This window comes from Methylocystis sp. (assembly GCF_051062815.1).
In the GTDB taxonomy this organism is placed as follows: Bacteria; Pseudomonadota; Alphaproteobacteria; order Rhizobiales; family Beijerinckiaceae; genus Methylocystis.
Genome location: NZ_JBPFDU010000078.1, coordinates 1 through 23,895 on the forward strand (window position 1 = coordinate 1; position 23,895 = coordinate 23,895).

Sequence of the window (23,895 nt, forward strand, 5' to 3'; positions counted from 1 at the left end):
GACATCTCGCCCGAGGCCATGGCGAATTCCCGGTGGCTGTGGCGTCCGAGCCCGGTGACATTGCCGTCGATCTCGACATTGTAGGGCGGATCCGTGAAGATCAGATCGGCTTTCTCTGCGCCAAGCAGACGGGAGTAATCACGCTTCTCCCTCGCGTCGCCGCACAGCAGCCGGTGTTTTCCCAGGATCCAGAGATCGCCCGAGCGTGTTACAGCCGCTTCGGGTAAATCTGGGATGACGTCGAGTCCATCCGGCGTCTCGACCGAAGCCTCCCGCGCCTGATCGAAGGTGAGATCGATCTCCGCCAAAGAGAAGCCGGTGAACGAGAGGTCGAACTCCGTGTCGATCAGCGCCTGAAACTCGATCGCCAGCATGTCGTTGTCCCAGCCGGCGTTAAGGGCGAGCTTATTGTCCGCGATGACATAGGCGCGGACTTCCTCGGGCGTGAGATGCGACAATTTCAACGTCGGGACCGCTTCGAGGCCCAACTCCTGCGCGGCCATAACCCTGCCATGGCCGGCGATAATGCCGCCGTCGTCCCTGATCAGGACCGGATTAGTGAAGCCGAAGCGGCGAATGCTCTCCGCAATTTGCCGGATCTGTCTCCGCGAATGACGCCGCGCGTTGTTTGCATAAGGCTTGAGAGAGGTTACGGGTCGCAATTCGATGGCGGGCGGAGTGGCGTTCATGGTCTGCCTCAACAGCAATTTTGGCGGGACCGGCTTGGCGCTTAGCGCCGCGACCGCCGATCAAATTACGCAAAGGCTTTCACAGACAGATTCCACTCGTCAATATTCCAAACGGGGATAAGCTTGGGGAAAGCGCCTTTAAACACCGATTCAATGGTATTTCACGTATAGATTTGCACACCGGAGGCTATTTCTGTAGCAACAAAATTCGCGGCGGGGAGGGGCCTCTTCAAAGGCCCTTTAAAGCCCCTTTAAGGGCCGTTTAAGAACCGGCGCGTTTCAGAAGGCGCTTTATACTCGTCAGAATGCTTGCAGAATACTGGCGTTGCTTCGAGCGCATTGCGCCCGTCGATGCGGTTAGGGCGCCCTTGCACAGCAGGCGCCTCGCTCAAGAGGTCCGTCGAGGGCCATTCCAGACCCGGGGGACGGGGTCGAAATCCCGAATCACCTAGTTCGATCGCAATACGCAAGGCGGTTTCGCAGGCCGACAACACCCTCCCGCCCTACGGCGCCGCCATTCCAGATAGCGACTCGCATATCCCGCCTAACGGCGCGCTCATCCCGCTCAACGGCAACCGAAATCCAGATAACGGCAATCGAATCCCGGCTAACGACAACCCGATCCCGGGTAACGACAAGAAATTCACCTGATAACAGGCCCGCGTCCCCGGATTCTGGCTACATGCGTCCCTGTTTTTGCAGCAGGAAAACGACGTCATGACACTGAAATCACGTGGGTTTCGTCGCAGACGACGGGGGTGAAGCCTGAATTTTCCCTGTTTTTATTCTTGAGCCAGGGAGGGGGGAGGGGAGACCGGTTCGCGGAAGACTGCGTCCTCAGCCAAGAATTTCCATAATTCGGCGCCGAATTCCGCCTTCAGGCGGTCGCGGTCGTATAATTGCTGCATTACCGAGACGACGGAGGCTTTGTGAGCGTCGAGCACATCGACTATCTTGGCGAAGTCGGCGTGCGAGCGCGTCAGCCGATCGACTTTGTAGGCCGTCAAGAGGCTTTTTAGGAAAGTATAGCGGGATTTTTTCACCCTGGTGACGGGATTGCGAGATGACGTCCCGCCGGCTTTATTGATCAGCGTCGCGACCTTGGACTCATTGGGGTTGACAACGGTCGTCTCCGTATGAATGAAGTCGATGATGCGTCGCCGTCCACATCCCGCGAAAGCGTGCGGGATGCGCCATGCGCAGAGGTCACTGAAGTCGTTTCGCTCGTCAGCGAACCGCGCGGGTTGAGCGCCCTGTTGGCGGCGCGCCTCATCTTGGTCGGCTGTTCGAACGCATGGTCACGAGGTCCGACGATCTCGCGAATATGTAGGAAAGAACCTGTTGATTGCCCAAGGCGCCTGCACCAGTCTCGACTGAAATGCCCGAACGGTCACTTCAGTCCCAGCAGCCATTGAATTTGAATGACAGGCGAGTCCCGCCTGAATCGCCAATCGACAGCCCCCGATAGTTAATATGAAGAACACGCCTGAATGGGCACGCCATATGTAACCGCTTTGAGATGCGAGTATAGAGACGATGCGGTATATTATCGATGAGTTGGCCTCGGAGCCTATCAACAAGCTCCGTTCAGACCTAGTTGCTTTCGAGCAGGCGTTGCCAGACGAACTCCCGCCAACGCGTGGGGATCTTGTTTTGGGTCTCGCCCTTGGTTACGAACCCCAAACGATTGCGCCATGGGTCGAGTCGCTTCAAGAGATGAGGCGCGAAAATACCGAGGCGGTCGTTTTTATTGATCGCGACGCAACAGCTTTAAAGCGCTATCTCACCTCGAGATCGATAACAACCTGCACTTTCGCCCAACACGACTTCCCACGCGCGCATGTCGCGATGGTAAGATTTTTTGACTTCCTACACTTTTTGCGCAAGCAATTGATGGAGGGCAAAGTATATGATCAGGTTCTTTTGACGGATGTTCGGGATGTCATTTTTCAGAAACAGCTGTTTAGTAACCCATGTCATGGACTCGAATACCATTTCGAGAATTCTGAAATAACCATCGGCGATTGCGCCTATAATTCGAAATGGATATCGAATACGTTCGGATCCAAAATACTTGAAGAGTTAGCCAGCGAAAATATTTCGTGTGCAGGCACTGTCTGCGGCCGCGCCCGGGGAATATTTGACTATCTTATACATATGCAGCTCGCAAGCCTTGCTTTAACAGAAGATAAGCGTATGGCTCATGGGGTTGATCAGGCAATTCATAATTATCTTTTTTATAAGGGCCTGTGTCGAACAACAAAAAGAATGGCGAACTTCGATCGAGTGGCTGCGCTACACTATGTCCAGGGAGATAGTTTGGATTGTGACGAAAAAGGGCGCGTCCTCAATGAGAATGGCGAGATAAGCGAGATTGCTCATCAGTGGGACCGCCATCAACGTCTTAGAAAAAAAATTGAGCAGGTTGCTTTTCAGCGAATGAATCGTTCCGAAACTCGTACAATGCATGGACCCAATACCATGAATCTCAATCTGCCGGGAGCGGGCAAGCTTAAATTGCCCCTGGTAAGTGTTATCATCACAAATTACAATTATGCGCAGTTTTTACTTGATGCGGTTGCCTCTGTTGAGGCGCAAACCTACCCTCATATCGAATGCATCATCGTTGATGACGCCTCGACCGATGAGAGCGGCGCTGTGCTCGACGGCATCGAGCGGCGTGAAGCCGCCGTAAAGGTGATACGGCATGAAACGAACGGCGGTCAGACTGCAGCCTTCAGAACCGGTCTTGCCGCGAGCTGCGGCGAATACGTCGTATTTCTCGACGCCGATGATTTGCTGCTATCCACCTTTGTCGAAACACATGTCTTCGTCCATTTGTCCGTGCGCATCCCTGTAGGATTCACTTCTTCAGACATGTTGCAAACAAGGGGGGATCGTATTGTCAGGGCTTGTTGGAGCCATTTGAGCAACTATGCGGCCTCAGGGCTGGGTCTGCGCAGCAACATTTTTCGTCGCATCGATTGCTGTACGGCAGACTTATGGCCATTGAAAAACACTTTGCTCAATGACATTGAAAAACGCGTCCATCTCGTTGAGTCGGGCGCTTGGGGCGATTGGGTCTACGCGCCAACGTCGGGTAACTGCTTTCGGCGCGATGCAGTGGAGATGTTTCTCGGCGACGAAAATCTCATGAACCTAAAGTTTCACGGAGACACCTACTTGAATAAGGGGGTGTGCCTGGTGAGCGGCGCCGTGCTGATCGATATTCCGCTCACCATCTATCGGATCCATGGTGGAAATGGATTCTCAAATCACGCTGAGCTTTTTGGAGTTCACGCCGCAGATCCGGAAAAGGCGTTTAAGGCCGAGCACTACGCTTGGCGTGCAGTCGTCGATCGATTGATCGATAACGCCGATTTTTTCGTGCGCAAAATGGGCGTCTATCGCTATACGGAGGCGCTTGTTCTAATGCAGAAAGCTTGTGTCGTCAGTCCCGATTTCCCACAATTCAAAAAGCTTGATCTCCATTTAGAGAACGCCCTCCATTCGAAAGCGGAAACGCTCACCACATTGATAGGGGAGGACAAATTCCGATTTCTCGTGGATGGTGTGAGGGACGCCGGACTTCGCCGAGCCGACCACAAGAGTTTCGCTCCACGGCCGTGGCTGAAACCTGCCGCGGAACTGTTTCTCACAATGGGACGGGTGCTCCACGCGCCATTCTTTTCACAAATTGGCAGCAAACTCTGGAGTTGGTGACTGATCATGGATCATGCGGAACCGAAATCTGGTAACTGGAGGAGCGGGGTTTATTGGACCGCATTTGTGCGAGCGGCTGCTTGCAGCGGACCGCGTCTCGGCGTCGATAATTTTTGACGGGCCATTGCCGCTATGTTTTTGGCGCGCCAAGCATGATTTCAGCTGCGACGTTTCCAGAAGGGGATTGATCCACTCCACGTCGGGCCAGAACCGAGTTCATCGGACTGGCGTTCAGGTCGGAGGCTTCGCGGACGATGCATTACGATGCGCTCTTGGCTGCCCTTGTCGCAGGAGTCGTCACTCTCCTCGCCTTCCTTTTTTGGCCAGCGGTGGCGGATCAGCTCCCGGAACTGGCTCTGGCGGCGATCGTCTATCTTTTAGTGCTGCTCGTCGGCGCCTGGATCTTCAACGCCTGGCGTCGAACACGGCGCAAATAAACGGTTGATAGGGCAAATTGTCGATGGGCGGTCGCCGAGCTTCGTTTTCCCACTTGACAGCGGTCAATAAACCTACTCTTAACGGCTCGCCATTTAGATCGCGATCTTTCTCAAGCGAACAGGTTCATGCGCTTCCTTAAAAAACTCCCAAGCTTTGCCGCGCCGCTTGTCGGCGTCACGGTTGCGCTCGCCCTGTGCATCGTCGTCTTCGCCTTGTCCTTGGCAGGGATCGATCCCAGCCTCGATTAAGCGGCGTCAGAACGTCAGCAGCTTATTCGGTGGCGGTTTCGACGACGTCCGCTTCGTCGACTTCTTCCAATACCTCATCAATGCTCTCTTCTTCCTCATCGGCCGTTGAGTCTTCCTCCTCATCAGCCGTTGACAAGAGAACATCATCGACGACCGGTTGGATGACCGGCGCAACTGGCGTGGGCCTGGCGAAACCTGCCGAGTACGGTCGCCTTGCCGCCGAACGCAAGACCTCCACGACTTGAAAGGCAGCGGCGCATTTTGGGCAGACGATGGGCAGGCGATTGAGATCGTAAAAAGCAGTTGCGCAAGTCAGGCATCGGCGCTTCACGCCAAGTTCAGCTTTGGCCATTGAGTCTATCCCTTCGAAGTTCGGACTGCGGACGCTGGCGCGGCAGGGTGTATTGTTATCGCCCCTGGGGACGACTCGGCGCCAAGCGTCTCTCTGCCAGTTCAGTGGCTACGGAGTGTTAGCACGGCGGAGACGATCGGCTGACAATATTTCGAGATGACGCCGCGAAGCTCGCAGAAACCGCTTTTAATATTTGGGGATGCGATCATCGGAATACAAGGCGGCAGCCGGCCCGCTACAGGGGTCCAGGTCATCAACATCGAAAAATGCAACGCCGTTCACAGTCGGAACGGGTGCAAAAAAACACAACAATACGCCAAGACCGCCGGCTCGGATTGCGGCGGCCACGGAGAGACGATGCGAGTTTGCGATCCTCGCACCGTCAGACGGCGCTCGCGCGACCTGTTAAGGCGCGCGCATAAAGTTCAACAGGGTGGCGCTCAGGCTACCGCCCGTGAACACGATCGTCGCGCCAAGGGCGAGCAACGCGACCAGGTTGAGGGTCAGATCATTCGCCGCGCCCGCGATCGCGAGAATCCCGAGCACGATCACGGCCAAACCCGAGAGCGCCTGAATGCCTGCTGAGCCAAAGGCCATCTCGCTCGCGAGAATTTCACTGCCGCCAGCGCCAGCTTGATTTCTGCTCCTCAGCGACTCTTGGCTGAGCACATGCAGTTGCCACACGGCATTGCTACTCAGAATTAGGGCAGACCCGAACGCGATCGCGGCGATCGGCGTTAGCGTTGCAGGCTCAATGCCGAGCAGCGAAAGCACGCCAAGAACGATGCCGGCCGCGCCGGCGAGGAAGACGACGGACAGGCTGCTGCCGCCAAATCCCTCGACGTTCGTGGTTCTTGAGCCTGCTGGAAAGATAATCTGGGCGTATTCCGACAGCATGGTTCCGCCCTGAATCAACAAGGCGGCGCCGAAGACGATCGTCGCGACCGAAGCCATCATCGGCGCATTCACGCCCGATAATCCAACAATGGCGATAACAACGGTGGCTAGACCGCCGATTGCGTCGACTAGGCCCCCATACGCCGCCGTTTCACGAAATGTCGACTCTCGAGAAGTAATGGACATGACAGTGTCTCCAGACTTGCGATATCTCCACACGAGCAAGAGCGCGCGCGATTCCAGATAGCGCGGGATTCATCCAGTCAAGATCTACAGCGCGTTACGCCGCTCAGGCTTAAATGCGGCTCTTTTTGAGACCGCAAGCCAAGCCGCAGCCCGTGCAAGGTCGGTTCAACTTGCGCGTCACACGCGCGGAGTCGGCGGCCGTCGCGTGGTTGAACGCATAAAGCTGAGGAGGATGGCGTTCAGGCTGCCTCCCTTCAGCACGAGCGCGGAGCCGAGAATGAGCAGCGCTACGAGGTTGAACGTAAGGTCATTCCTAGTCCCGGACACGGCCAGAACGCCGAGCACGACTGCGGCGAAGCCGCCGAAGATCTGAATGCCGGCGGAATCAAAAGCCATTTGGTTTGCAAGAATGTCTCTCGAAGACTCCTCGCCCTTGGAGGCGCGTCTGACGACATTAAGATGCCACACAGAGACGCTGCTCAAGACCAGCGCGCTCCCGAACAGGATTGACGCGATTGGCGTCAGCACTGCCGAGTCGAAGTCCAGCAGCGAAAGCACGCCTAGAGCGATGCCGCCGGCTCCGAGCAGAATAACCGCCGAACGGCTGCTGGCGGCGAACCCGTTGATCGAAGACTTGCCGCCGAGCAGAACAGAACATCTGGCATACTCAGACATCATGCCGTTGCCCTGGATCAAGAGCGTGATGCCGAACACAATTGTCGCGATCACGGCCATGATCGGCGCCTCGAGGCCGATGAGTCCGAAAATAGCGAGGATGACGGTTGCAACGCCGCCAACATCATCGATCAAGCCGCCCTGCCTGGCGCGCTCGGGAAAAGTGGATTCGCCGACCGTTATCGACATGTTCGCCTCTCAGCTTCGATGCCCCCAAAAGACAAGATCTAATTAGCGGCCGTTTGCCGCCGGCAAAGATCCCCGCCGAGCGCCCAAACTTAGCTCTGGGCCTGGCCGCGCGCTCCACCCGGCCGACGCTGGAGTTTGGAAGCGCAAAAAAAAGTCCCGAGGGTGCGCGAACCGCGAGGCTTCCGCGTCGGGGCTGAGTTAATGTTTTGGAATGCGCGCCGTCGCGATCAAGCTTGACGCTCGATCGCGCGGATCTCCACCCGATACGGGCGATCGGCGCTACACGCCGATACGGGCGATCGGCGCTACACGCCCTCGCGGGGGCTCGATGTTCGTCTCCGTGCCGCTCAGGCGATCAGTGGCGCGCGCTGCAAAAGCAATGACGCGGCACCACGCCACCAAACGTCCGCCCCAGGTCAAGAGGCGAGCGCGCCGGCGTGCGCGGCAATTTCGTCGAAGGTTCAGAGACTCGCGTCGACCCGAAGTCGCGCCGTCCTATGAGGCGAGGGTCAGTCGAGAGCCTTACCGCCTGCTTCTTCGCAGGCCGCGGCCGTCTCCTTAAAGACCCAGCCCTGGCCCTTGCAAGAGTTCATGCCCTTGCACGCGTTTTTGGGCGAGTGACAGTCGGCCTTGCCCTTACAGCTGTTGACGCCGAGGCAATGCACCTTGCCCGTCGAGGCCGCCTTTGCGGGCGGCGCAGCGCCAGCGAGAACGATTGAAACAGCGGCAACGGCCAGCGTCGCACCCTTGCACACATCATTTTTCATTTGTCCCCCTCTTCGCTTTCTGACTCTTCTCGAAGGCGATCGGCATGCTTCGCCCTCTCGTGGAAAGCAAGCATGACCTGAAGATAATGGCAACCAAAGGAGAACTTCGCGGAAGTCGGAGACATGCGCCATCGTCTGCGACGCATCGCGCTTGGATTTTGCGGCGAGCACTCGACAAAACCCGTGTTCGGAGCTGAATTGCTTGACATTTCGAGTATGATGCTATATGCAATTATTCATACTAGGCCGGCGTGACCATTAAAGTCGCCTCAGATTCGCTCGCAGGCGGTGGCGCTGCAAGGCGTCGCAAACTTCAGCCAAGCACACGCGCGAGTTGAGGGCGCAATTCGCGGGAAGGCGAAATGTGGAGCGGACAAACATGGCTCCTGGCGGTTGCGACATGGGCAATCGTCGCGATTGGCGGCATGGTTTATTTGCTCGTCGAGCGGCGGCGCGAGAAGAAGTGATGTCATCGCAAAGGATGCGCCGGCGCTGACCGCATTCAGCGCCATGAGGCCGAAGCTCCGGTCGCCTGCAACAGCCGTATTTGATGGCGCGTGACGTCAGACATGGCGTCGCCTGAGCGCCGCAGCTTCAGTTGACAAGGTCGCCCGAAACGGGTGGGATTAGATGCCGATGGAGGCGCGAAAGCGCTGGCGGACCGTAGTAAACACAATGATTGAGAGAACGATCGAAGCCCGCCCCAACAGAGGCGCGGCGTCGCCGTCGCGTATCGGGCGCCGGCGCGAAGTCGCACGCAAGGTCTTTCTGCAGCTTCATCGAACCATCGGCCTCTTCGTCGGGGCGGTGTTCGTTTTGGTCGGGCTCAGCGGCGCGGTTCTGGCGTTTCGCGAGGATATCGACGAAGTGCTGAACGCTTCAATCATGCGCGTTGATACGCCCGCGCAGGCTTCTTACCGCTCGCCGGACGACATTCTCGGCGCCGCTTTCGCGGCGATGCCGGCCGACGGCAAGGCGGAAAGACTGACGATGCCGCGCTATCCGGGCTCGGCTGCGGCGATAACCTTTATGGTTGAGACGGACGATCTTGAGACCGACGTATATCAGCTGTTCGTCGATCCCTACACGGCGAAGGTCAAAGGGCAGCGCCTTTATCAGCATCGCGACAGGCCGTTTTCGCAGCCTCTCATCCCGTTTCTCATGACCTTCCATTGGACGTTGCTGCTTGGAGTCAACAACGCCTATGTCCTCGGTTCGCTCGCCATACTTGTTTTCATCTCCATCCTCGTCGGACTTTATCTGTGGTTCCCACTCAATGGCGATTGGCGACTGGGATTGAAAATCAAATGGGGCGCCAGCGCCGAAAGACTTGCCTTCGACATACATCGGAACGTCGGAATTTACTGCGCCGCCATTTTGCTGGTCATGTTATTCACTGGCGTCGCCATGATCTTCAAGCCGGCGACGCAGTCGGTGACGACCTTGTTTTCTCCAGTGCATCCTAATCTTGATTATGGAAAATCGAAGCCGCTTCCAGGCCAATCGCCGATCGGCGTCGGCGCGGCGGTTGCGGCCGCCGATAAAATCTTTCCCGATGGACGGCTCCACTGGATTCTTCTGCCAAGCGCGCCGAGCGGCGTCTATGTCGTGGGCAAACAATCGGACGATGAACCCAACCGAACCAAAACAAGCCGAAATGTCAGCGTCGACCAGTACAGCGGCCGAGTCCTCCAAGTGCAAGATCGCAATGGCTTCACCGCCGGCGAGAAATTTCTGGAATGGCTATTCCCGCTGCATTCGGGCGAAGCTTTCGGCGCGATCGGACGTTCGATCGTTCTTTTTATCGGGCTGACGCCGCTTGCGCTTTATGTCACGGGCTTTTTGCGGTGGCGACAAAAGCGCCGCGCGCGAAGGCGTGCGAGATATTGAACAATCGCGCCGGTTCGCTTTGCAAAGCTCTGATCATTGCCCGACGAAAATCGGCATCTCAATGGTGTCCTCGGCGTTCTTCGCCTCGCCAAAGGCGAGCTTGAGCAGGTATTTCCCCTTGTGAGCGACGTTCGCGTCCAAAGTCACAAAGCCGCTTGAGCGGGGCCGAGACGGCAGAGCATTGATCTGTTTGAGACCGCCATCCGTATCGACTTGATAGAAGGAAAGCGCGACGGATTCGTTTCTCGCGTCTTTTTCCATGAGGGTGACGGAAAAAATCACCTTTCCCGTTCCGGGCACACGATCGCAATATTCGGCATATTTGCTCAAATCGTCCGTCGTCCCTCCGGCGCTCTCTTCGGAGTCTGGCAGGAAATATGTCGTGAGGTGCACGGAGTAGAAATCGCTGACCCCAAGACATTCCGAAATCGTGCGATCGCCCGCCTTCACGGCTGGTTTTAGCGTATGCGCCTTCCAAAAGTCGTCCACATATTGATTGAGGGCCGGACCCCATAGGCGATAGGAAAACGCCGCGCCGTTGACGCCAATCAGCAGCACGATTCCTGCGAAAACCAGTACGTTCAGACGGCCAGGACTCATCGCTTTCTGTTTCCTTCCCTTACGCCGAAGAGCGGTTTTCGCACGAATCCTCTGATCATAACCGCCAATCGCGCGCCCTCGCGCCTTCGATACGCGCTCTGCTCTTGCCGGCGCGCCTCAAGGACGCGCATCAAGGGCGCACCTCGAACTCCCAAGCGCCGCTGACGAGATGGCCGTCAGCCGAAAGCGCCCGATAGCGAGCGGTGTATTTGCCGGGATTCAACCGGTTCACGCTCACCGACACATGACTTGGATCGGCGCTGTCAATCGCCGCGTCGCGCTTGTCGACCCTTTCGCCCGACGCGCTCACAACCGCCAATGCGGCGAAGGCGTCGCGAATGCCGGCGTCGTACCACACGTCCACTTTTCCGATGTCTTCGGCGCCGACGCCGCCTTCCGCGGGCGACGTGCGGACAACGATCGCATGCGCCAGAATGATCGCCGGGCGTTGCGGCTCTCGCGGCGGGCCGGTGAGTTCGATCGCGGGGGTAGGGCTAAGCTGCTGATCGTGACCTGGGGAATCAGAGACAGTTCCGTACGCCGTGGCGGGTTCAGGCGTCGCGCCGACTGACAGAATCGCCCCAGCAAGCGATAGCAGGCGCGCATGCCGGTCGATCGACATCCAGGAAGGGCTTTTTCGACGGGAGACTCTTGCCTGTCCGCTCTTCGTCATGGGGCGAAGTCCGATTCAATAATCATTTCCGAGCCTGCTCGCGCGCAAAGAATGCGTCGGGCCGCGAGACGCCGATTTGCTCATCTTGTCACAGACTTGACCAGCGACGCCATTCCGCCGCGGCGCCAAAAAATCGTATCGCATAACGTTCAGCGCCCCTCGCGCAAGGCTGCCGCGATGATGGACTTGAGCTTGCGCTTCTCCCTCGATATGCATCTTTTTAGCAAAGTGCATACGCCGCAGGCGCGCGGCGCGTCAAGGGAGTCCGCCCGATGGTGTGGTTGCTGAGCGGCGCGGTCGCTGTCGTTGTGGCGTTTTTCGCGAGTGCGCCGGCGGCGCGCGCCCATACGGCGAATATTTCCAGCAGCCGAATCGTGCCGGCAGGGCACGGTCTTTATCGCGTCGAGGTCGGCTTTCTGGGGACTGACATCGAGCGCATGTTCGCCGAGAACAAACCGAAGAGCGACGAGGTCGATCTCACCGAGCCCGGCGTGATCGAAGGCATGATCGGCAAGTTCATTCAGGCGGGCGTCGATCTGCAGAATGCGGAAGGTCGGACCTGCGCGAGCACGGTCGTTTCGGTCAGCGATGATCCGACTAATCCTTATGACTCAAGAGTCGTGCTGCGGATGGACTGCAGCGCGGTTCAAGGACAGATTTTTTACAATCCGTTCAGACTTCTTGATGCGCAGGGACCGCGTGCCAAACAACTCGTCAGCATCGGGGAGAAAAGCGATGAATCCAATCTGACCGAGGCGCAGCGCATGGGCCGGGAGCCGGCGCCCGGGCAGGTGATGATCTATCCCGGCGACCCGATGATCGATCTTTCCAAGCCGTTGCTGACGCCTTGGGAGCTTGCGCCTAAATTTTTGTCCGCCGGGGTCGAGCACATCGTGACGGGCTATGATCATCTGTGCTTCCTGATCGCTGTGATGCTGTGGGCGACGCGCATCTGGCCCGTCGTCAAGATTGTGACGGCTTTCACAGTGTCGCATTCGGTGACGCTGTCGCTCGCGGCGCTTCAACTCGTCAATCTGCCGAGCCGTTGGGTGGAGATCGCAATCGCCCTGTCGATCATCTACGTCGCGGTTGAGAACTTCTTTACGCGCAAGGTCGACGGTCGCTGGCGAGACACATTCGCGTTTGGATTCATCCATGGCTTTGGATTCGCGAGCGGTCTGATCGAACTCGGCGTTCCTCAACGCGCCATCGTGCCGGCGCTGGCGAGCTTCAACATTGGCGTCGAAGTCGGGCAGATCGGCGTCGTGCTCATCGTTCTCCCCTTACTTCTTATGACAGATAAGATTTTCACGCGCGGTCAGCGCAGTCCGCTCCTCGTTCAGGTCTGCTCAGCGATTATCGCCTGCTTTGGCGCTTATTGGTTTTTTGTGCGCGTTTCCGAGCTGGGCTAGGGAAATTATCCAGGCTCTGCGTTCGCCTGAATTGAATGACCGCTTCGCCTAAAACTGTTTTTAAAAGTGAAACTGACCACAAGGGCGAACTGGTTGATGATGCCCGGAAAAGCTTAAATGCCCGGGCCTGCAAAACGGAAAGGCTCCGGAGCGGCTAAGGATGGTCAAATCACGCCGATGGACTTTCATTTTTTTAATGTTTAGTTCAAGTGCGCCGGGGCGGGGCGTTAGGCGCGGGCGATCGTCGGAACCGCCAGCGTTGACGAGCCCTTTGCCCTGCGAAAGCCGCGGGATGAGGCGGCGCTTCGGAAATCTGGTTTTATCGGAGGAAATCTTATGAGGAAACTGATATTTGCGCTTGCCACGGCGGGAGCGCTCGCGCCTTCGCTGTCCAACGCGCAGGTCAAGATCGACATGACCCGCATCACCTGCGGGGAATTGTTGGCGATGCCGGCCAGCGATCAAGCAGACTTCGGGGCGTTTATGGGTGGGTGGTTCGCGCAGAAAAGCGGCCGAACCTTTATCGACGTGAACTTATTCCGGAAAAATTCCGCCAGCGTGAAGAGCTGGTGCGCTTCCAATCCGAATGAGTCGGTCATGGCGGGTTTGCAGCGCGCTTTTGAGCAGAAGTAACAGGAACGGGGAACCACATGAATCGCCAACTTATTTTCGCAGGCGCTCTCGCCGCAGTCGCCCTCGCCGTTCCGGCCAACGCGCAGGTCACGATCGAGATGTCGGAAATCACCTGCAAGCAGTTCGCCGAATATGATGCAGACACCCAGGACTTTGTCGCCAACTGGATGAGGGGCTATTTCAGCTCCAAGAACAATATCACGGTGATCGATTCACGCTACGTGAGACGCAATACGGATAAGATCACGCATTACTGCAAGAAGAAGCCCAATTCTTCCCTCATGGATGCGATCCAGAAGAACGCCCGCTGACCCGAATGGAGCGCACGGCCAGGAGTCGGCCGTGCGCTTTGCGGTTTGTTTATGAATTTCATTGCTCACAGCTCCAACGCGGCAGTCTGTCGGCTTCCGACTCTCTTCGCAGCCAGAAGGTGATGCGCCGGCGCGGCGGAACCGACGCCGATCTTTAGGGTTAAGGTAGGGGCCGGCCCGCCGCTGCAGGCTCGAGCGTGAGCGCGCGAATGCGGCGGCTCACGAACGATACACGGCGAAGAGACGGAGGACGCCTGCGATGAACGACGCTGCTGCGTCATCGGATTCGCGCCAGCGCTGCCTGTTGTTCCACACCGCGGAAACCCTCGGGCCGGCGAGCCATTCGCCGTCGCGTCGATGAACTGCGCATGATGCTTCCGAGCGCAAGGGAACTCGATCGGCTCACTGCGCCTGGCGCCTTTCTGTGGGCGACGGGCATTGAAGACACGTTCATTACCGCTCCGCATCCGAGAACCGGGCGCATGCTCGACGAATATGAGTTGACGGATCACTACCGGCGGTGGGGAGAGGACATCGCGCTGATGGCGCGGTTGGGGGTCCCCTGCGCGCGCTATGGCGTGCCCTGGCATCGCGTGCAACCTGAGCCCAAGGTCTGGGATTTCAGCTTCGTCGACGCCGCGCTCGAACGCATGCTCGAACTTAACATCGATCCGATCGTCGATCTCGTGCATTACGGTTTGCCGCACTGGATGGAGCGCGCCTTCCTCAACGCGGACTATCCAAGGCGCGTCGCAGAATACGCTGCCCGCCTTGCTGAACGCTTCCGGGGGAGGATCAGGTGGTACACGCCGCTGAATGAGCCTCGGATCACCGCATGGTATTGCGGACGTTTGGGCTGGTGGCCGCCCTACGGACGCAGCTGGCCAAGTTTCGTTGCGGTGATGCTGTCGATCTGTCGCGGAATCATTGAAACGACCCGCGCGCTGCACGAAGTCGACCCAGATATCGTCGCCTTTCATGTCGACGCCACCGATGTTTTCGAGTCGAGCGACCCGGCGTTGGCCGAAGAGGTGGAACGGCGTCAAGCGATTGTGTTCCTTGCGCTCGATCTCATCAGCGGGCGCGTCGATGCGCGTCATCCGCTGTGGACATGGCTTCTCGGACAGGGCGCCACGGAACCCGCGCTGAACGCCTTTCGTGAACGCCCGCTTGAGCTCTCTGTCATTGGCGTGAACCTTTACCCGATCTTCACGCTCAAGCGGATGTCGCGCGACCGTTTCGAGCGGCTGCGCATTCGAATGCCTTATGCGTCTGGCGCACTCGTGACGAAGATCGGCGAGATGTATTTTGAACGTTATGGCGCGCCCATGATGATCTCGGAAACCGCGACCAAAGGCTCGGTGAGACAGCGGCAGGCCTGGCTCACCGACTCGGTCGAGGCGGTGAAGACGCTGCGCGAGAAGGGCGTTCCGATGGTGGGCTATACGTGGTGGCCGATGTTCGCGCTCGTGACATGGGCCTATCGTCAGGGGCTGCGGCCCCTCCACGATCATCTTCTGCAAATGGGGCTATGGGATCTCGATCCTGATCCATCGGGGCGGCTGGACCGTGTTGAGACGCCCCTTGTCGACGCCTATCGTCGACTGACGTCCGGTGGCGCGGCTGCGGTGGGTCCGCTCGCGCCAACGCCACGGCTGCCGTAGCGCAGCCTCCACGAGCGATCGGGGAGTAAAGGCATGTTTCAGAGCTTCTTTCTCGCGGGTTTCGAGGGGTCGACAGGCTTCAACCGGCACGGCGAGTGGTTCGATCAAGTCGTCGCGACAGGTCACGACGCCAATGTCGACGAAGACTATGCCGACATCGCGCGACTGGGCTTGCACGCCGCGCGTGAGACCGTTCGTTGGCCGCTCGTCGATTGCCGCGGTCGATACGACTTCTCCTCGCTCGAACCGTTCATTGAAGCCGCAAAGCGCCATGACGTGGGCGTGATATGGGACCTCTTTCACTATGGTTTCCCTCAGGACGTCGACCTCTGGTCCGAGGCGTTCGTCCGGCGCTTCGCCGACTACTGCTATGCGGTGGCGCGCTTCGTGGCTGCGCGCATGGATGGTCCCTGCGTCTTCACGCCGATCAATGAGCCTTCGTTCATGGCCTATGCCGGCGGCGAGAAGGCGCTGTTCGCGCCATATGGGTCTGGACGCGGCTGGGAGCTGAAGGTCGCGCTCGCGCGCGGCGCAATCGCGGGAATCAATGCGATACGCGCCGCCTGTCCCGATGCGCGCTTCGTGAACGTCGATCCCTTGTGCCGCGTCGTCTGTCCCAAGGACAGGCCCGATCTTGCTCCTCAGGCGCATGATTTCAATAACAGGCTTGTGTTTCAAAGCTGGGACATGTTGTGCGGCAGGCTCCTGCCCGAACTCGGCGGCAGTCCTGAACATCTGGACGTGGTGGGAATCAATTACTACTGGACCAATCAGTGGGAGTTGAACGACGCGCCCAACGCTGACGGAAACGTGCCGCCGCTTGACGACGATGATCCACGCCGAGCGCCGCTCTCGGATCTCATTCTCTCCGTCTGGCAGCGATACGGCCGCGAGGTCATGATCACGGAGACCAGCCACGTCGGGGACAATCGTGGACCGTGGCTGTGCGAAGTGGTCAGCGCCTGCCACGCGCTCTTGCTGCAGAACGTGCCGTTACGCGGCGCCTGCCTTTATCCGATCTTGGGAATGCCAGAGTGGCATGATCGCGATCTCTGGACGCCCATGGGCCTGTGGGATCCGCTCTGTCACCGCGATCCCGCCGCAGGCCGGCTTCTGTGCGAACCGATGGCCGAGGCGCTTCAAGGCGCAGCGCCGCTCGAAGCGCTTCATCAGGCGCAGCAGGAGGCTGAAGGTCGCCGCGACTCACAGTTCAATCTTGCGAGGCGCAAGCGCTACGCCGCGCGTTGACGGCTATCCCGCGCGTCGTCACTCCGCCGCTTCCGCACGTCTGCGCGCTTTTGAGAAAGCGCCGCCTGAAGAGATGAGCGCGTCGTGCGCGCCGCGTTCGACGATTTGTCCTTTGCTCATGACGAAGATGCAATCGCAATCGATGACCGACTCCAGCCGATGCGTCACGAGAATGATTGTGCGTGATCCCTTTAGTCGGTGCAGCGTTCCTATCAGCCGCCGCTCCTGCTCGGGATCGAGCGCACTTGTTGGTTCGTCGAGGACCAGGAACGGCGCGTCGGACAGCAGCGCGCGCGCGATGGCGATCCGCTGCCGCTGACCGCCGGAGAGATTGGCGCCGCCCTCGGCCAGCACGGTCTCATAGCCATGAGGCAGAGGGTGAATGAATTCGGCGGCGCCCGCGCCTTCGGCCGCTCGTTCGATTTCCGCTCGCGTTGCGTTGTGCCGGCCATAGGAGAGATTCTCTGCGATGGTCGCCGGCAGCACGAGGCTGTCTTGCGCGACGAGCGCGAAATGCGCTCTCAGCTACTCGAGCCGTACATCCCTGAAGTCGACGCCATCCAAGCGTAGCGCCCCGCTCGTTGGATCGTAGAACCGAAGCATGAGACTTAACAGCGTGCTTTTGCCGGCGCCGCTCGCTCCGACGAAGGCCACCATCTGGCGCGGTCGTATCGTCGCCGAAACGTCAGTGAGAACTTGCTTGCCGCTACCGTAGTCGAAACTCACGCGCTCGAGCGTCAGAGTTCGCGGCTTACTGGAAATCCAACGCGCCGCCGGCGTATCGACAACGGCTTCCGGTTCGTCGAGCACACGAAAAACCCGTCGCGAAGCGGCCTCGAAGATGCGCACTTTGGCGAAGAACTCGCTGAGCCATTTCAGCGGGTCCCAAAGCTTGCGCAAGTAGTCGATGAAAATGAGCAGCGTCCCGACGGTCATTCCGTCGGCGACGGGCACGAGAAACTGGTCTCGGTAAACGAGCCAGCCTCCATAGCCGAGGATGATCGCTCCGCCCACGGAGAGAATGCCGTCGCGCGCGAGAGGATAGAGCTGTTCCTGCCAATTCAAACTCAGCAGCGCCTCGACGCTTCTGCCGACCGCGCCGGAGAAGCGTCTGAATTCGAACGCCTCGCGACGAAACGCCTGCGCCAAAGGTATACGCGCCATCGCCTGCTGAATATGCGCGGTCAGGTCGGCGTCGATCTGCTTCGAGTCAAGTGCGTGTTTGTGGATTTTGACGCCAAATCGCCAGTTGCTCCATATCATGAAGGGGGCGACGGTAAATGCCGCGAGCGTTAAACTGACGTTTCGAGACAAAAGAATAATGGTCATCACGGTGAGCGTTACGGCCGCAACCGAGGTTCCAATGACGACGTCGACGATGCCCCACGGGCCGAAGGCGTCCGTCGTCAGACGATAGATCGAATCGCCCTGCGGTCGGCTGCGGTGATACGTGAGGCCAAGATTTTGAAGCTTGGTGAAGAGATCAAACCGCACCCGCGTCGTGCCGCGATAATTGAGGTAATAGTTGATCATCATGCGGTCCATCCAGGCCGTATATCCGACGAGTTGCAGTCCAAGTCCGATCGCGACCAGACCGGCGATCTGCCCGGGCTTGTCCGCCGGCAATACGGCGAGGAAGTAGCTGTGTATCCAGTTGCCTTTCGGCTCGCTGGAAAGCACGGCATCGACAAGCACCGCCAGCGGCCACGCCTCAAGGAGGCCCACGCTGACGGAGACCGCTATCATCGCGACAAGCGCGGCGATCCGCACCCGGTCTTGCAGGAAGTATGTTAGCGCCCGGCGATAAACCGCGACGTCTGACATGTCTTGCGCAGAATGCATGGCGCTATAACGCGCCAGCTCGCCTAAAGGTCTTCCCAGCCCACGGGTTCGAGTTTGGAGATCGCAGGCGCCGGACCGGCGCTTCGCGCCGCAGCCTCGATCAGACCGCCAAGCAAAGCCGCGGCGGTTGGATCTTCTCCCGGAGGATCACGGAACAGTTTGAAGGTCGCGATCACGATGCGGCCGGTGCCGTAGTTGCGTCCGACCGCGATTGCAGCCGGACGATGGATCCATCCGACAACCAGCGCCGCGTGAACGCGCGCCTGAAAATCGAGCAGATTGCAGCCGGAGATGACATGCGTCGGGATCACACGGTCAAACGCATGATCAAGCAAAGGCCCGCCGGGAATCGCGGCAAAGGGACCCTGCCGTCGAAGCCAGGCGAAGGAGGACGCCCAGTCGCCTCGCCAGAGCGTGCCGTCGCGCGCAACCACCTTGACGTTCTGCCAATGCGGAAAGAATGGCGTGAGCGAGCCCGGCGTTTCGGTCAAGAGAACCGCTCGGCCGCCGGCGCGCACATAGGCCGCGAGCGCGGCGGAAGCTTGCGTCTCGACAACGACGTCCGCCGTCTCGGCCCCTTCAGCCAATCCATAGCCAAGCGCCTGCAACCGATCCCGAATGTCATCCTGTGACGACCACAGCGAAAGCTCCGGCGGTCGAAGCTTCGCATGCACGGCAATCTCGACGTCATTGCTCGCGAGGAGTCGTCCATCGAGAGAGCGCAAGCGCAACGTGAGACGGCGCAGGCAGGAGTGCTCGACGACCGGCAGCTTCAGCGAAATCTTGCCAAGATCAGTCACCGCGCCGGGTGCGATGGAGGGGATTTCCAATGTCATCGGCTCGGCGACCGATATGTCGAGAGCCGCCGGCTCCAGCGGATTTGGCCCGCCATGCGCGACGCAGAGCGAGAGGTGAACGGCGTCGCCCGACCAATAGGCGGGGCGATCGAGTGTGGGCAGAACAACCGTATCGGCATTGATCGAGTGAAACAGATTGTGAAAAACGCGCGGATTCGAGCGCATGTCGAGAAGGCCGTTCGCCTCCCAGTGACAATCGGTCAGCTCGGTGATGACGTAGCCGGCGATCTGCGGCTTCCGGCGCATGGCCTCGATCTGGTATTTCAGCGCCCGAAACTGTTGCCACTGCGTCGCTTCGACGAAGCTTTCGAACGTCCCGAACACGCGGTCGAGACTCCAGTCTTGAAATCGGTTGCGAACGCCATGCGCATACATGACGCCTTCGCTCCAGTCGTGGCCTGTCTCGAACCACCAGGCTTCGGCGCCAGCCGCGTCTCTTAATTTCTCAGGGTCGGGCAGCCCCCAATTGCCAAATTCCGAGCATAGCAGCGGCTCTTGTCCCGTAATGACGGCGTCGCCCTCGGGACTGAAGAGCCATTCGGCCCTTCCGGCGAGTTCTTCGACGAACTGATCCCAGTCCTCCCGACTATCGGGAATGGCCGCATAGAAATGGAAATCCGCGAGATCGGTCTGTACGTGAAAGCTTGGCGCCAGGGGGGAGTTGTCGACGACAAGCCGGGACGGATCGTAGGACTTGAGCCACAGGTAGAGCTTCTTCAGCCATGCGCGGTGATAGGCGTCATGGACAAGGTCGACGCCCCAGTTCTCGTTGATCAGCGTCCAGCAAAAGATCGAGGGATGGTTTCCGTCGCGATCGATAAGGCCCTTCAGCGTGAGTTCCTTGCGCTCTCGCGAGAGTTCGGTCGAATCACCAGCATTTGGCAGCTCCGCCCAAATCAGCAGACCAAGGCGATCGGCAACCTCATAATAGCGCGGATCCGGCACTTTAATGTGGCAGCGCAGGGCGTTCAGCCCGAGCTGCTTCGCCTTGCAAAATCTGTCCTCGAGAAATTCGACGGAGGGCAGAGTGCAGATCGTGTCGGGATAATAGTCCTGATCGAGAGCGGCGCGCAGATAGAAGGGCTTGCCGTTGAGATACAATTTCCCGTCGCGGGTTTCGACGCTGCGAAAGCCGAATGTCGTCTCGGTTTGATCGACGATGACATCTTGGCGCATCATCGAGACTTGCAGACGGTAGAGATAGGGGCAGTCAGGCGACCAGCAGCGAGGCGCAGGCACAAACGAATAAACGATGGCGTTCTCGACGCCGGCCGCCAGCTTGGCGCATGACCGCGCCACGACGTTATCCTCTGCGTCCACGACCGTAATCGTCACGTCAGCGGCGTCGGTGAGCGGGCTCTCGAAGCGCACATGCGCCGAGATCTCTCCGCTGGCCAGCGATGAACGCACCCGCACCGTGGTTACGTGATCGGCGATCCGCCTTTCGAGATACACGGACTGCCATATTCCCGAGAGTGGGCCGTACCAGCTCTGCTTGCCGAACGGCATTTCGGCGAATGGCGTCGTAGGGAATTCGAACGGATCGTCGGTGGGGCTTTCCACCTTCACCTTTATCTCGGCCTTTCCGTTGACGATCCGATCCGTAATGTCGAAATGAAACGGCAGGAAGCCGCCCACATGGCTGCCGACGAATGCGCCGTTAACAAACACATGGGTGATATGGAAGACCGCGCCGAAGTGCAGGAAGACGCGCTGCTCCAACCATTCTTCCGGAATCTCGACGTCTCGGCGATAGACTGCGACGCCGCCGCGCATGCGCAGATCGGCGAACTGAGCTTGCCAGGGGCTCGGGACCAGAATCGCCCGGGTCTCGGCCGGCTTGGCGCCATAGCCGAGATATTTAAAGTCCCACAACCCGTCCAGGGATATGCGCGCTGCGCTCACCTAACCTCACCTCGACCAAAAGTGCCGGCGCCGGAGCATCGATGCGTTGGTCGACTATAACAATGAGCGATCCACAGACGATTTTCTACATAGCGAACGCCAAAACGCGCAGTATTTTTATTCACGACTCAAGCTTAGCCGGACTGCGCAGCGCCGCAAAGTTGGCTCGCATTTAAGACGTGAGCCTATTCAGCGGCGACTGACGCAGCAGCGAAGGCCGCGCTGCTGTTACGAGCCGGGATCTCCTTATTGATCCGTCGGAACGTCGCGAGCGCCTGTCCGACCACCTGATCCATATTGTAGTAGCGATAGGTCGCCAGCCGGCCAACAAACCAGACATTTTGCTGCGCGATCGCAAGCTTTTCGTAGCGCTTGTAAATTTCCGCATTTTCCGCGCGCGGCACGGGATAATAGGGATCGCCTTCATCGCTGGGGAACTCATAGGTCAAGCTTGTCTTAGGATGTTCCTGACCCGTGAGATGCTTATATTCCGTCACCCGCGTATAGGCTTCAGTCTGCGGATAATTGACGACGGCCACGGGTTGATGCTGACGCTTATCGAGCGTTACATGTTCGAAGCGGAGGGACCGATAAGGCAGCTTGCCGAAGCGGAAGTTGAAATATTCGTCGATCGGCCCGGTGAAGATCAGTCGCCGATAGAAAACTTCGTTGCGCAGCTCCTCGAAATCGGTCTGCAGCATGACATTTATGTTGGGGTGGTCCACCATTCGTTCGAACATGCGCGTATAGCCGTGAAGCGGCATGAACTGGTACTCATCGCCAAAATAGCGGTCGTCGCGATTGAGGCGCGTGGGCACCCGCGCCGTGACGGATTTGTCCAGCTGCGACGGCTCCACGCCCCACTGCTTTTTGGTGTAGCCGCGAAAGAATTTCTCGTAGAGTTCTCGCCCCACCGTGCTGACGACGACATCCTCGGACGTTTTGATCTCCTCACAACGTTCCGCGCGGCTCGCGAACCACTCCGCAAGTTGGTTGGAATCTAAGGAGAGACCATAGAGGCGATTCACCGTGTCCAAGTTGATTGGGATCGGCACGAGCATGCCGTCCACGTTCGCCAGTACGCGGTGCTCGTACGGGCGCCAACGCGTGAACTGAGAAAGATGCTCGAAGACCGCTTCGGAATTGGTATGAAAGATATGCGGGCCGTATTGATGCATAAGCACGCCGGCGTCGTCGTAGCGGTCATAGGCGTTCCCGCCAATGTGCGGCCGGCGATCGATAAGAAGGACACGCTCGTCGCGCTGCGACGCGAGCCGTTCGGCCAGCACGCTTCCCGCGAAGCCTGCCCCGACGATAAGCCAGTCAAACAAGTTGACCCTCCCGCGCTGCCTTGGACTCGGCGCTGACGCTCGCGATATGCAGCATCATCCTTGCCCAGGTCTTGTCCCACGACATTTCCGCAAGATGCGCATCGACCGCACTGAGCCAGGGCGCCTTCGGCCGCGAAAGCAACAGATCGATCTTGGCGACGAACTCTGCCGCGTTCGATGCGATTTCCACGTGCCCGGCCATGCCGTAGGGGTTAACGACATCGGTGATGGGCGTTGAAACGACCGGCACGCCTGCAGCAAGAAACTCGGGCGTTTTCGTCGGGCTGATAAAGCGTGTCGCTTCATTCAACGCGAATGGCATGATTCCGACGTCCCATCCCGAAAGATAGTTCGGCAGCTCCTGGTACTGCTTGCACCCCAGCCAATGGATATTTTCGGCGCGCGGCAGAGATTGCGGGCTGATCTTCGCGGTGGGGCCGATCATCACCAATTGCCACTGCGGCCGCAGCGCTGCGATGCCAGCGACGATATCCATATCCATGCGTTCATCGATCACGCCAAAGAATCCGATGCGGGGATGCGGAATCGACCTTTGATCGACGGGGTCAACGCTGCGCTCTCGCGCGCTCTTGAAGTGAGCGGTGTCGACGCTGCTGGGAAAAACGTGAATGTTGTCGTGTCGTTTACGTTTGAATTCGTACAGGCTCTGTCCGCCGACGAACATGAGATCGCATTTGGCCATCAGCTCTCGTTCGAGATCGAGAATCCCTTGCGGCGCTCCAGCGAACGCGGAAAGCTCATCCATATTGTCATAGACGCGCAGGTTGGGAGAGAGATGCCGGGTAAACTGAAGCGCCATGGGCGTATAGTACCAACCGACCCATCGCGAAGGCCGCACCTCCGCCAGCAACTCACTCACGACGCGGTGTTGCGCGTGAGTGATTTCGTCTGCTGAGAGCCCTTCTGGAAGAATTGGCGTCACGACAACGACGCCGCAGGCTTCATCCCTTTGGATGTTTACGCCCGTACCATCTTTAGAAAATATGGGCTCTTCGACGTAGAAGACGCCGAGATTTCTAGCTGCTCGACTGAGGAGATGTTGTGGTCGCTGATAAACAAAGTTCCATCGAAGATGAGAGAAGCAAAAAAGATGACTTGGAACTGACATCATGCCCCACCTCAAGCCTTGCCGATTTCTTTGCCTTTCGGTTTCCCTGAACAAACTCGGGTTGAGCAACTTTGTTCCGGCATTATGAACAATTGGACAGGGTTGGCGGGGAACGGCGAGTGCGCCCCCGCGCCGGGCGTCTGTCGGAACAGCGTCTCTGCCGGCGCGTTTTAGGCGGACCGTACGAACGGCGGCTGGCGAACGGCGGTTGGTTCGGGGCCATTGGCGGTCATTTA

General features: G+C 58.6%; 20 protein-coding genes and 1 pseudogene. 9 read left to right on the forward strand and 12 right to left on the reverse strand.

The features are described from left to right. Both ACR65W_RS14600 and ACR65W_RS14605 read right to left on the reverse strand, forming a co-directional pair. Positions 1-689: ParB N-terminal domain-containing protein (locus ACR65W_RS14600; protein WP_434502775.1), on the reverse strand; the 689-nt coding region annotated here is incomplete at its 3' end. A 782-nt stretch (positions 690-1,471) separates the two neighbouring features. Continuing rightward, complete coding sequence (locus tag ACR65W_RS14605; RefSeq protein ID WP_434502875.1) at positions 1,472-1,879, reverse strand: recombinase family protein; 408 nt, start codon at positions 1,877-1,879, stop codon at positions 1,472-1,474. A gap of 346 nt (positions 1,880-2,225) precedes the next feature. Here ACR65W_RS14605 and ACR65W_RS14610 point away from each other — a divergent pair, with 346 nt between their 5' ends. From ACR65W_RS14610 to ACR65W_RS14620, 3 genes are all read left to right on the forward strand, one after another. Beyond that, on the forward strand, positions 2,226-4,412 hold the full coding sequence (locus ACR65W_RS14610) for a glycosyltransferase family 2 protein (protein WP_434498916.1): 2,187 nt from the start codon (positions 2,226-2,228) through the stop codon (positions 4,410-4,412). Positions 4,413-4,666: 254 nt separating this feature from the next. After that, entirely contained in the window at positions 4,667-4,849 is a 183-nt protein-coding gene (locus tag ACR65W_RS14615; RefSeq protein ID WP_123176691.1) for a hypothetical protein, read from the forward strand. Positions 4,850-4,975: 126 nt separating this feature from the next. After that, a complete protein-coding gene (locus ACR65W_RS14620; RefSeq protein WP_269750294.1) occupies positions 4,976-5,098 on the forward strand; it encodes a hypothetical protein in 123 nt (40 codons plus the stop codon). 22 nt (positions 5,099-5,120) lie between these two features. Here the strand turns inward: ACR65W_RS14620 and ACR65W_RS14625 are convergent, their stop codons facing one another. The 4 genes from ACR65W_RS14625 to bufA2 all read right to left on the reverse strand — a co-directional run bounded on the left by ACR65W_RS14625 (position 5,121) and on the right by bufA2 (position 8,164). Further along, positions 5,121-5,450, reverse strand: coding sequence for a TIGR02300 family protein (locus tag ACR65W_RS14625; protein ID WP_434498915.1), 330 nt, complete (start codon positions 5,448-5,450; stop codon positions 5,121-5,123). Positions 5,451-5,855: 405 nt separating this feature from the next. Further along, a complete protein-coding gene (locus tag ACR65W_RS14630) occupies positions 5,856-6,533 on the reverse strand; it encodes a hypothetical protein (protein ID WP_434498914.1) in 678 nt (225 codons plus the stop codon). Positions 6,534-6,710: 177 nt separating this feature from the next. Further along, on the reverse strand, positions 6,711-7,397 hold the full coding sequence (locus ACR65W_RS14635; protein ID WP_434498913.1) for a hypothetical protein: 687 nt from the start codon (positions 7,395-7,397) through the stop codon (positions 6,711-6,713). A 509-nt stretch (positions 7,398-7,906) separates the two neighbouring features. Beyond that, positions 7,907-8,164: a BufA2 family periplasmic bufferin-type metallophore gene (bufA2, locus tag ACR65W_RS14640; protein ID WP_196400661.1), complete on the reverse strand. Its 258-nt coding sequence runs from the start codon at positions 8,162-8,164 to the stop codon at positions 7,907-7,909. A 675-nt stretch (positions 8,165-8,839) separates the two neighbouring features. On the opposite strand from bufA2, the gene ACR65W_RS14645 reads away from it, so the two are divergent. Beyond that, positions 8,840-10,054 (forward strand): PepSY-associated TM helix domain-containing protein, encoded by a 1,215-nt coding sequence (locus tag ACR65W_RS14645; protein ID WP_434498912.1) that lies wholly within the window; start codon positions 8,840-8,842, stop codon positions 10,052-10,054. 33 nt (positions 10,055-10,087) lie between these two features. On the opposite strand, the gene ACR65W_RS14650 is transcribed toward ACR65W_RS14645, so the two are convergent. Then, positions 10,088-10,654, reverse strand: a complete 567-nt coding sequence (locus ACR65W_RS14650) for a hypothetical protein (protein WP_434498911.1) — start codon at positions 10,652-10,654, stop codon at positions 10,088-10,090. A 130-nt stretch (positions 10,655-10,784) separates the two neighbouring features. Then, positions 10,785-11,327, reverse strand: a complete 543-nt coding sequence (locus ACR65W_RS14655) for a copper resistance CopC family protein (protein ID WP_434498910.1) — start codon at positions 11,325-11,327, stop codon at positions 10,785-10,787. Between the two features lie 272 nt (positions 11,328-11,599). On the opposite strand from ACR65W_RS14655, the gene ACR65W_RS14660 reads away from it, so the two are divergent. The 5 genes from ACR65W_RS14660 to ACR65W_RS14680 all read left to right on the forward strand — a co-directional run bounded on the left by ACR65W_RS14660 (position 11,600) and on the right by ACR65W_RS14680 (position 16,595). Then, the gene (locus ACR65W_RS14660; protein WP_434498909.1) at positions 11,600-12,739 is read left to right on the forward strand and encodes a HupE/UreJ family protein; all 1,140 of its coding nucleotides are present in this window, start codon (positions 11,600-11,602) and stop codon (positions 12,737-12,739) included. A 336-nt stretch (positions 12,740-13,075) separates the two neighbouring features. Continuing rightward, complete coding sequence (locus ACR65W_RS14665) at positions 13,076-13,372, forward strand: HdeA/HdeB family chaperone (protein WP_434498908.1); 297 nt, start codon at positions 13,076-13,078, stop codon at positions 13,370-13,372. Positions 13,373-13,389: 17 nt separating this feature from the next. Beyond that, positions 13,390-13,683, forward strand: coding sequence for an HdeA/HdeB family chaperone (locus tag ACR65W_RS14670; RefSeq protein ID WP_434498907.1), 294 nt, complete (start codon positions 13,390-13,392; stop codon positions 13,681-13,683). Between the two features lie 368 nt (positions 13,684-14,051). Further along, positions 14,052-15,347, forward strand: a complete 1,296-nt coding sequence (locus ACR65W_RS14675; protein WP_434498906.1) for a family 1 glycosylhydrolase — start codon at positions 14,052-14,054, stop codon at positions 15,345-15,347. 33 nt (positions 15,348-15,380) lie between these two features. Next, positions 15,381-16,595, forward strand: a complete 1,215-nt coding sequence (locus ACR65W_RS14680; RefSeq protein ID WP_434498905.1) for a glycoside hydrolase — start codon at positions 15,381-15,383, stop codon at positions 16,593-16,595. 18 nt (positions 16,596-16,613) lie between these two features. Here the strand turns inward: ACR65W_RS14680 and ACR65W_RS14685 are convergent. From ACR65W_RS14685 to ACR65W_RS14700, 4 genes and pseudogenes are all read right to left on the reverse strand, one after another. After that, a pseudogene (locus ACR65W_RS14685) lies at positions 16,614-18,437 on the reverse strand (ABC transporter ATP-binding protein). 23 nt (positions 18,438-18,460) lie between these two features. Continuing rightward, entirely contained in the window at positions 18,461-21,199 is a 2,739-nt protein-coding gene (locus ACR65W_RS14690; protein ID WP_434498904.1) for a glycoside hydrolase family 2 protein, read from the reverse strand. A gap of 185 nt (positions 21,200-21,384) precedes the next feature. Further along, complete coding sequence (gene glf / locus ACR65W_RS14695; RefSeq protein ID WP_434498903.1) at positions 21,385-22,530, reverse strand: UDP-galactopyranose mutase; 1,146 nt, start codon at positions 22,528-22,530, stop codon at positions 21,385-21,387. Next, positions 22,523-23,662 (reverse strand): glycosyltransferase family 1 protein, encoded by a 1,140-nt coding sequence (locus ACR65W_RS14700; protein WP_434498902.1) that lies wholly within the window; start codon positions 23,660-23,662, stop codon positions 22,523-22,525. The genes glf and ACR65W_RS14700 overlap by 8 nt, the downstream gene beginning before the upstream one ends. Positions 23,663-23,895 lie beyond the last annotated feature (233 nt).

Bases quoted from the DNA above. Each gene is read 5' to 3' on its own strand.
- ACR65W_RS14610 (WP_434498916.1), top strand. From the start codon at position 2,226: ATGCGGTATATTATCGATGAGTTGGCCTCGGAGCCTATCAACAAGCTC.
- ACR65W_RS14615 (WP_123176691.1), top strand. From the start codon at position 4,667: ATGCATTACGATGCGCTCTTGGCTGCCCTTGTCGCAGGAGTCGTCACT.
- ACR65W_RS14620 (WP_269750294.1), top strand. From the start codon at position 4,976: ATGCGCTTCCTTAAAAAACTCCCAAGCTTTGCCGCGCCGCTTGTCGGC.
- ACR65W_RS14625 (WP_434498915.1), bottom strand. From the start codon at position 5,450: ATGGCCAAAGCTGAACTTGGCGTGAAGCGCCGATGCCTGACTTGCGCA.
- ACR65W_RS14630 (WP_434498914.1), bottom strand. From the start codon at position 6,533: ATGTCCATTACTTCTCGAGAGTCGACATTTCGTGAAACGGCGGCGTAT.
- ACR65W_RS14635 (WP_434498913.1), bottom strand. From the start codon at position 7,397: ATGTCGATAACGGTCGGCGAATCCACTTTTCCCGAGCGCGCCAGGCAG.
- bufA2 (WP_196400661.1), bottom strand. From the start codon at position 8,164: ATGAAAAATGATGTGTGCAAGGGTGCGACGCTGGCCGTTGCCGCTGTT.
- ACR65W_RS14645 (WP_434498912.1), top strand. From the start codon at position 8,840: ATGATTGAGAGAACGATCGAAGCCCGCCCCAACAGAGGCGCGGCGTCG.
- ACR65W_RS14650 (WP_434498911.1), bottom strand. From the start codon at position 10,654: ATGAGTCCTGGCCGTCTGAACGTACTGGTTTTCGCAGGAATCGTGCTG.
- ACR65W_RS14655 (WP_434498910.1), bottom strand. From the start codon at position 11,327: ATGACGAAGAGCGGACAGGCAAGAGTCTCCCGTCGAAAAAGCCCTTCC.
- ACR65W_RS14660 (WP_434498909.1), top strand. From the start codon at position 11,600: ATGGTGTGGTTGCTGAGCGGCGCGGTCGCTGTCGTTGTGGCGTTTTTC.
- ACR65W_RS14665 (WP_434498908.1), top strand. From the start codon at position 13,076: ATGAGGAAACTGATATTTGCGCTTGCCACGGCGGGAGCGCTCGCGCCT.
- ACR65W_RS14670 (WP_434498907.1), top strand. From the start codon at position 13,390: ATGAATCGCCAACTTATTTTCGCAGGCGCTCTCGCCGCAGTCGCCCTC.
- ACR65W_RS14675 (WP_434498906.1), top strand. From the start codon at position 14,052: ATGATGCTTCCGAGCGCAAGGGAACTCGATCGGCTCACTGCGCCTGGC.
- ACR65W_RS14680 (WP_434498905.1), top strand. From the start codon at position 15,381: ATGTTTCAGAGCTTCTTTCTCGCGGGTTTCGAGGGGTCGACAGGCTTC.
- ACR65W_RS14700 (WP_434498902.1), bottom strand. From the start codon at position 23,662: ATGATGTCAGTTCCAAGTCATCTTTTTTGCTTCTCTCATCTTCGATGG.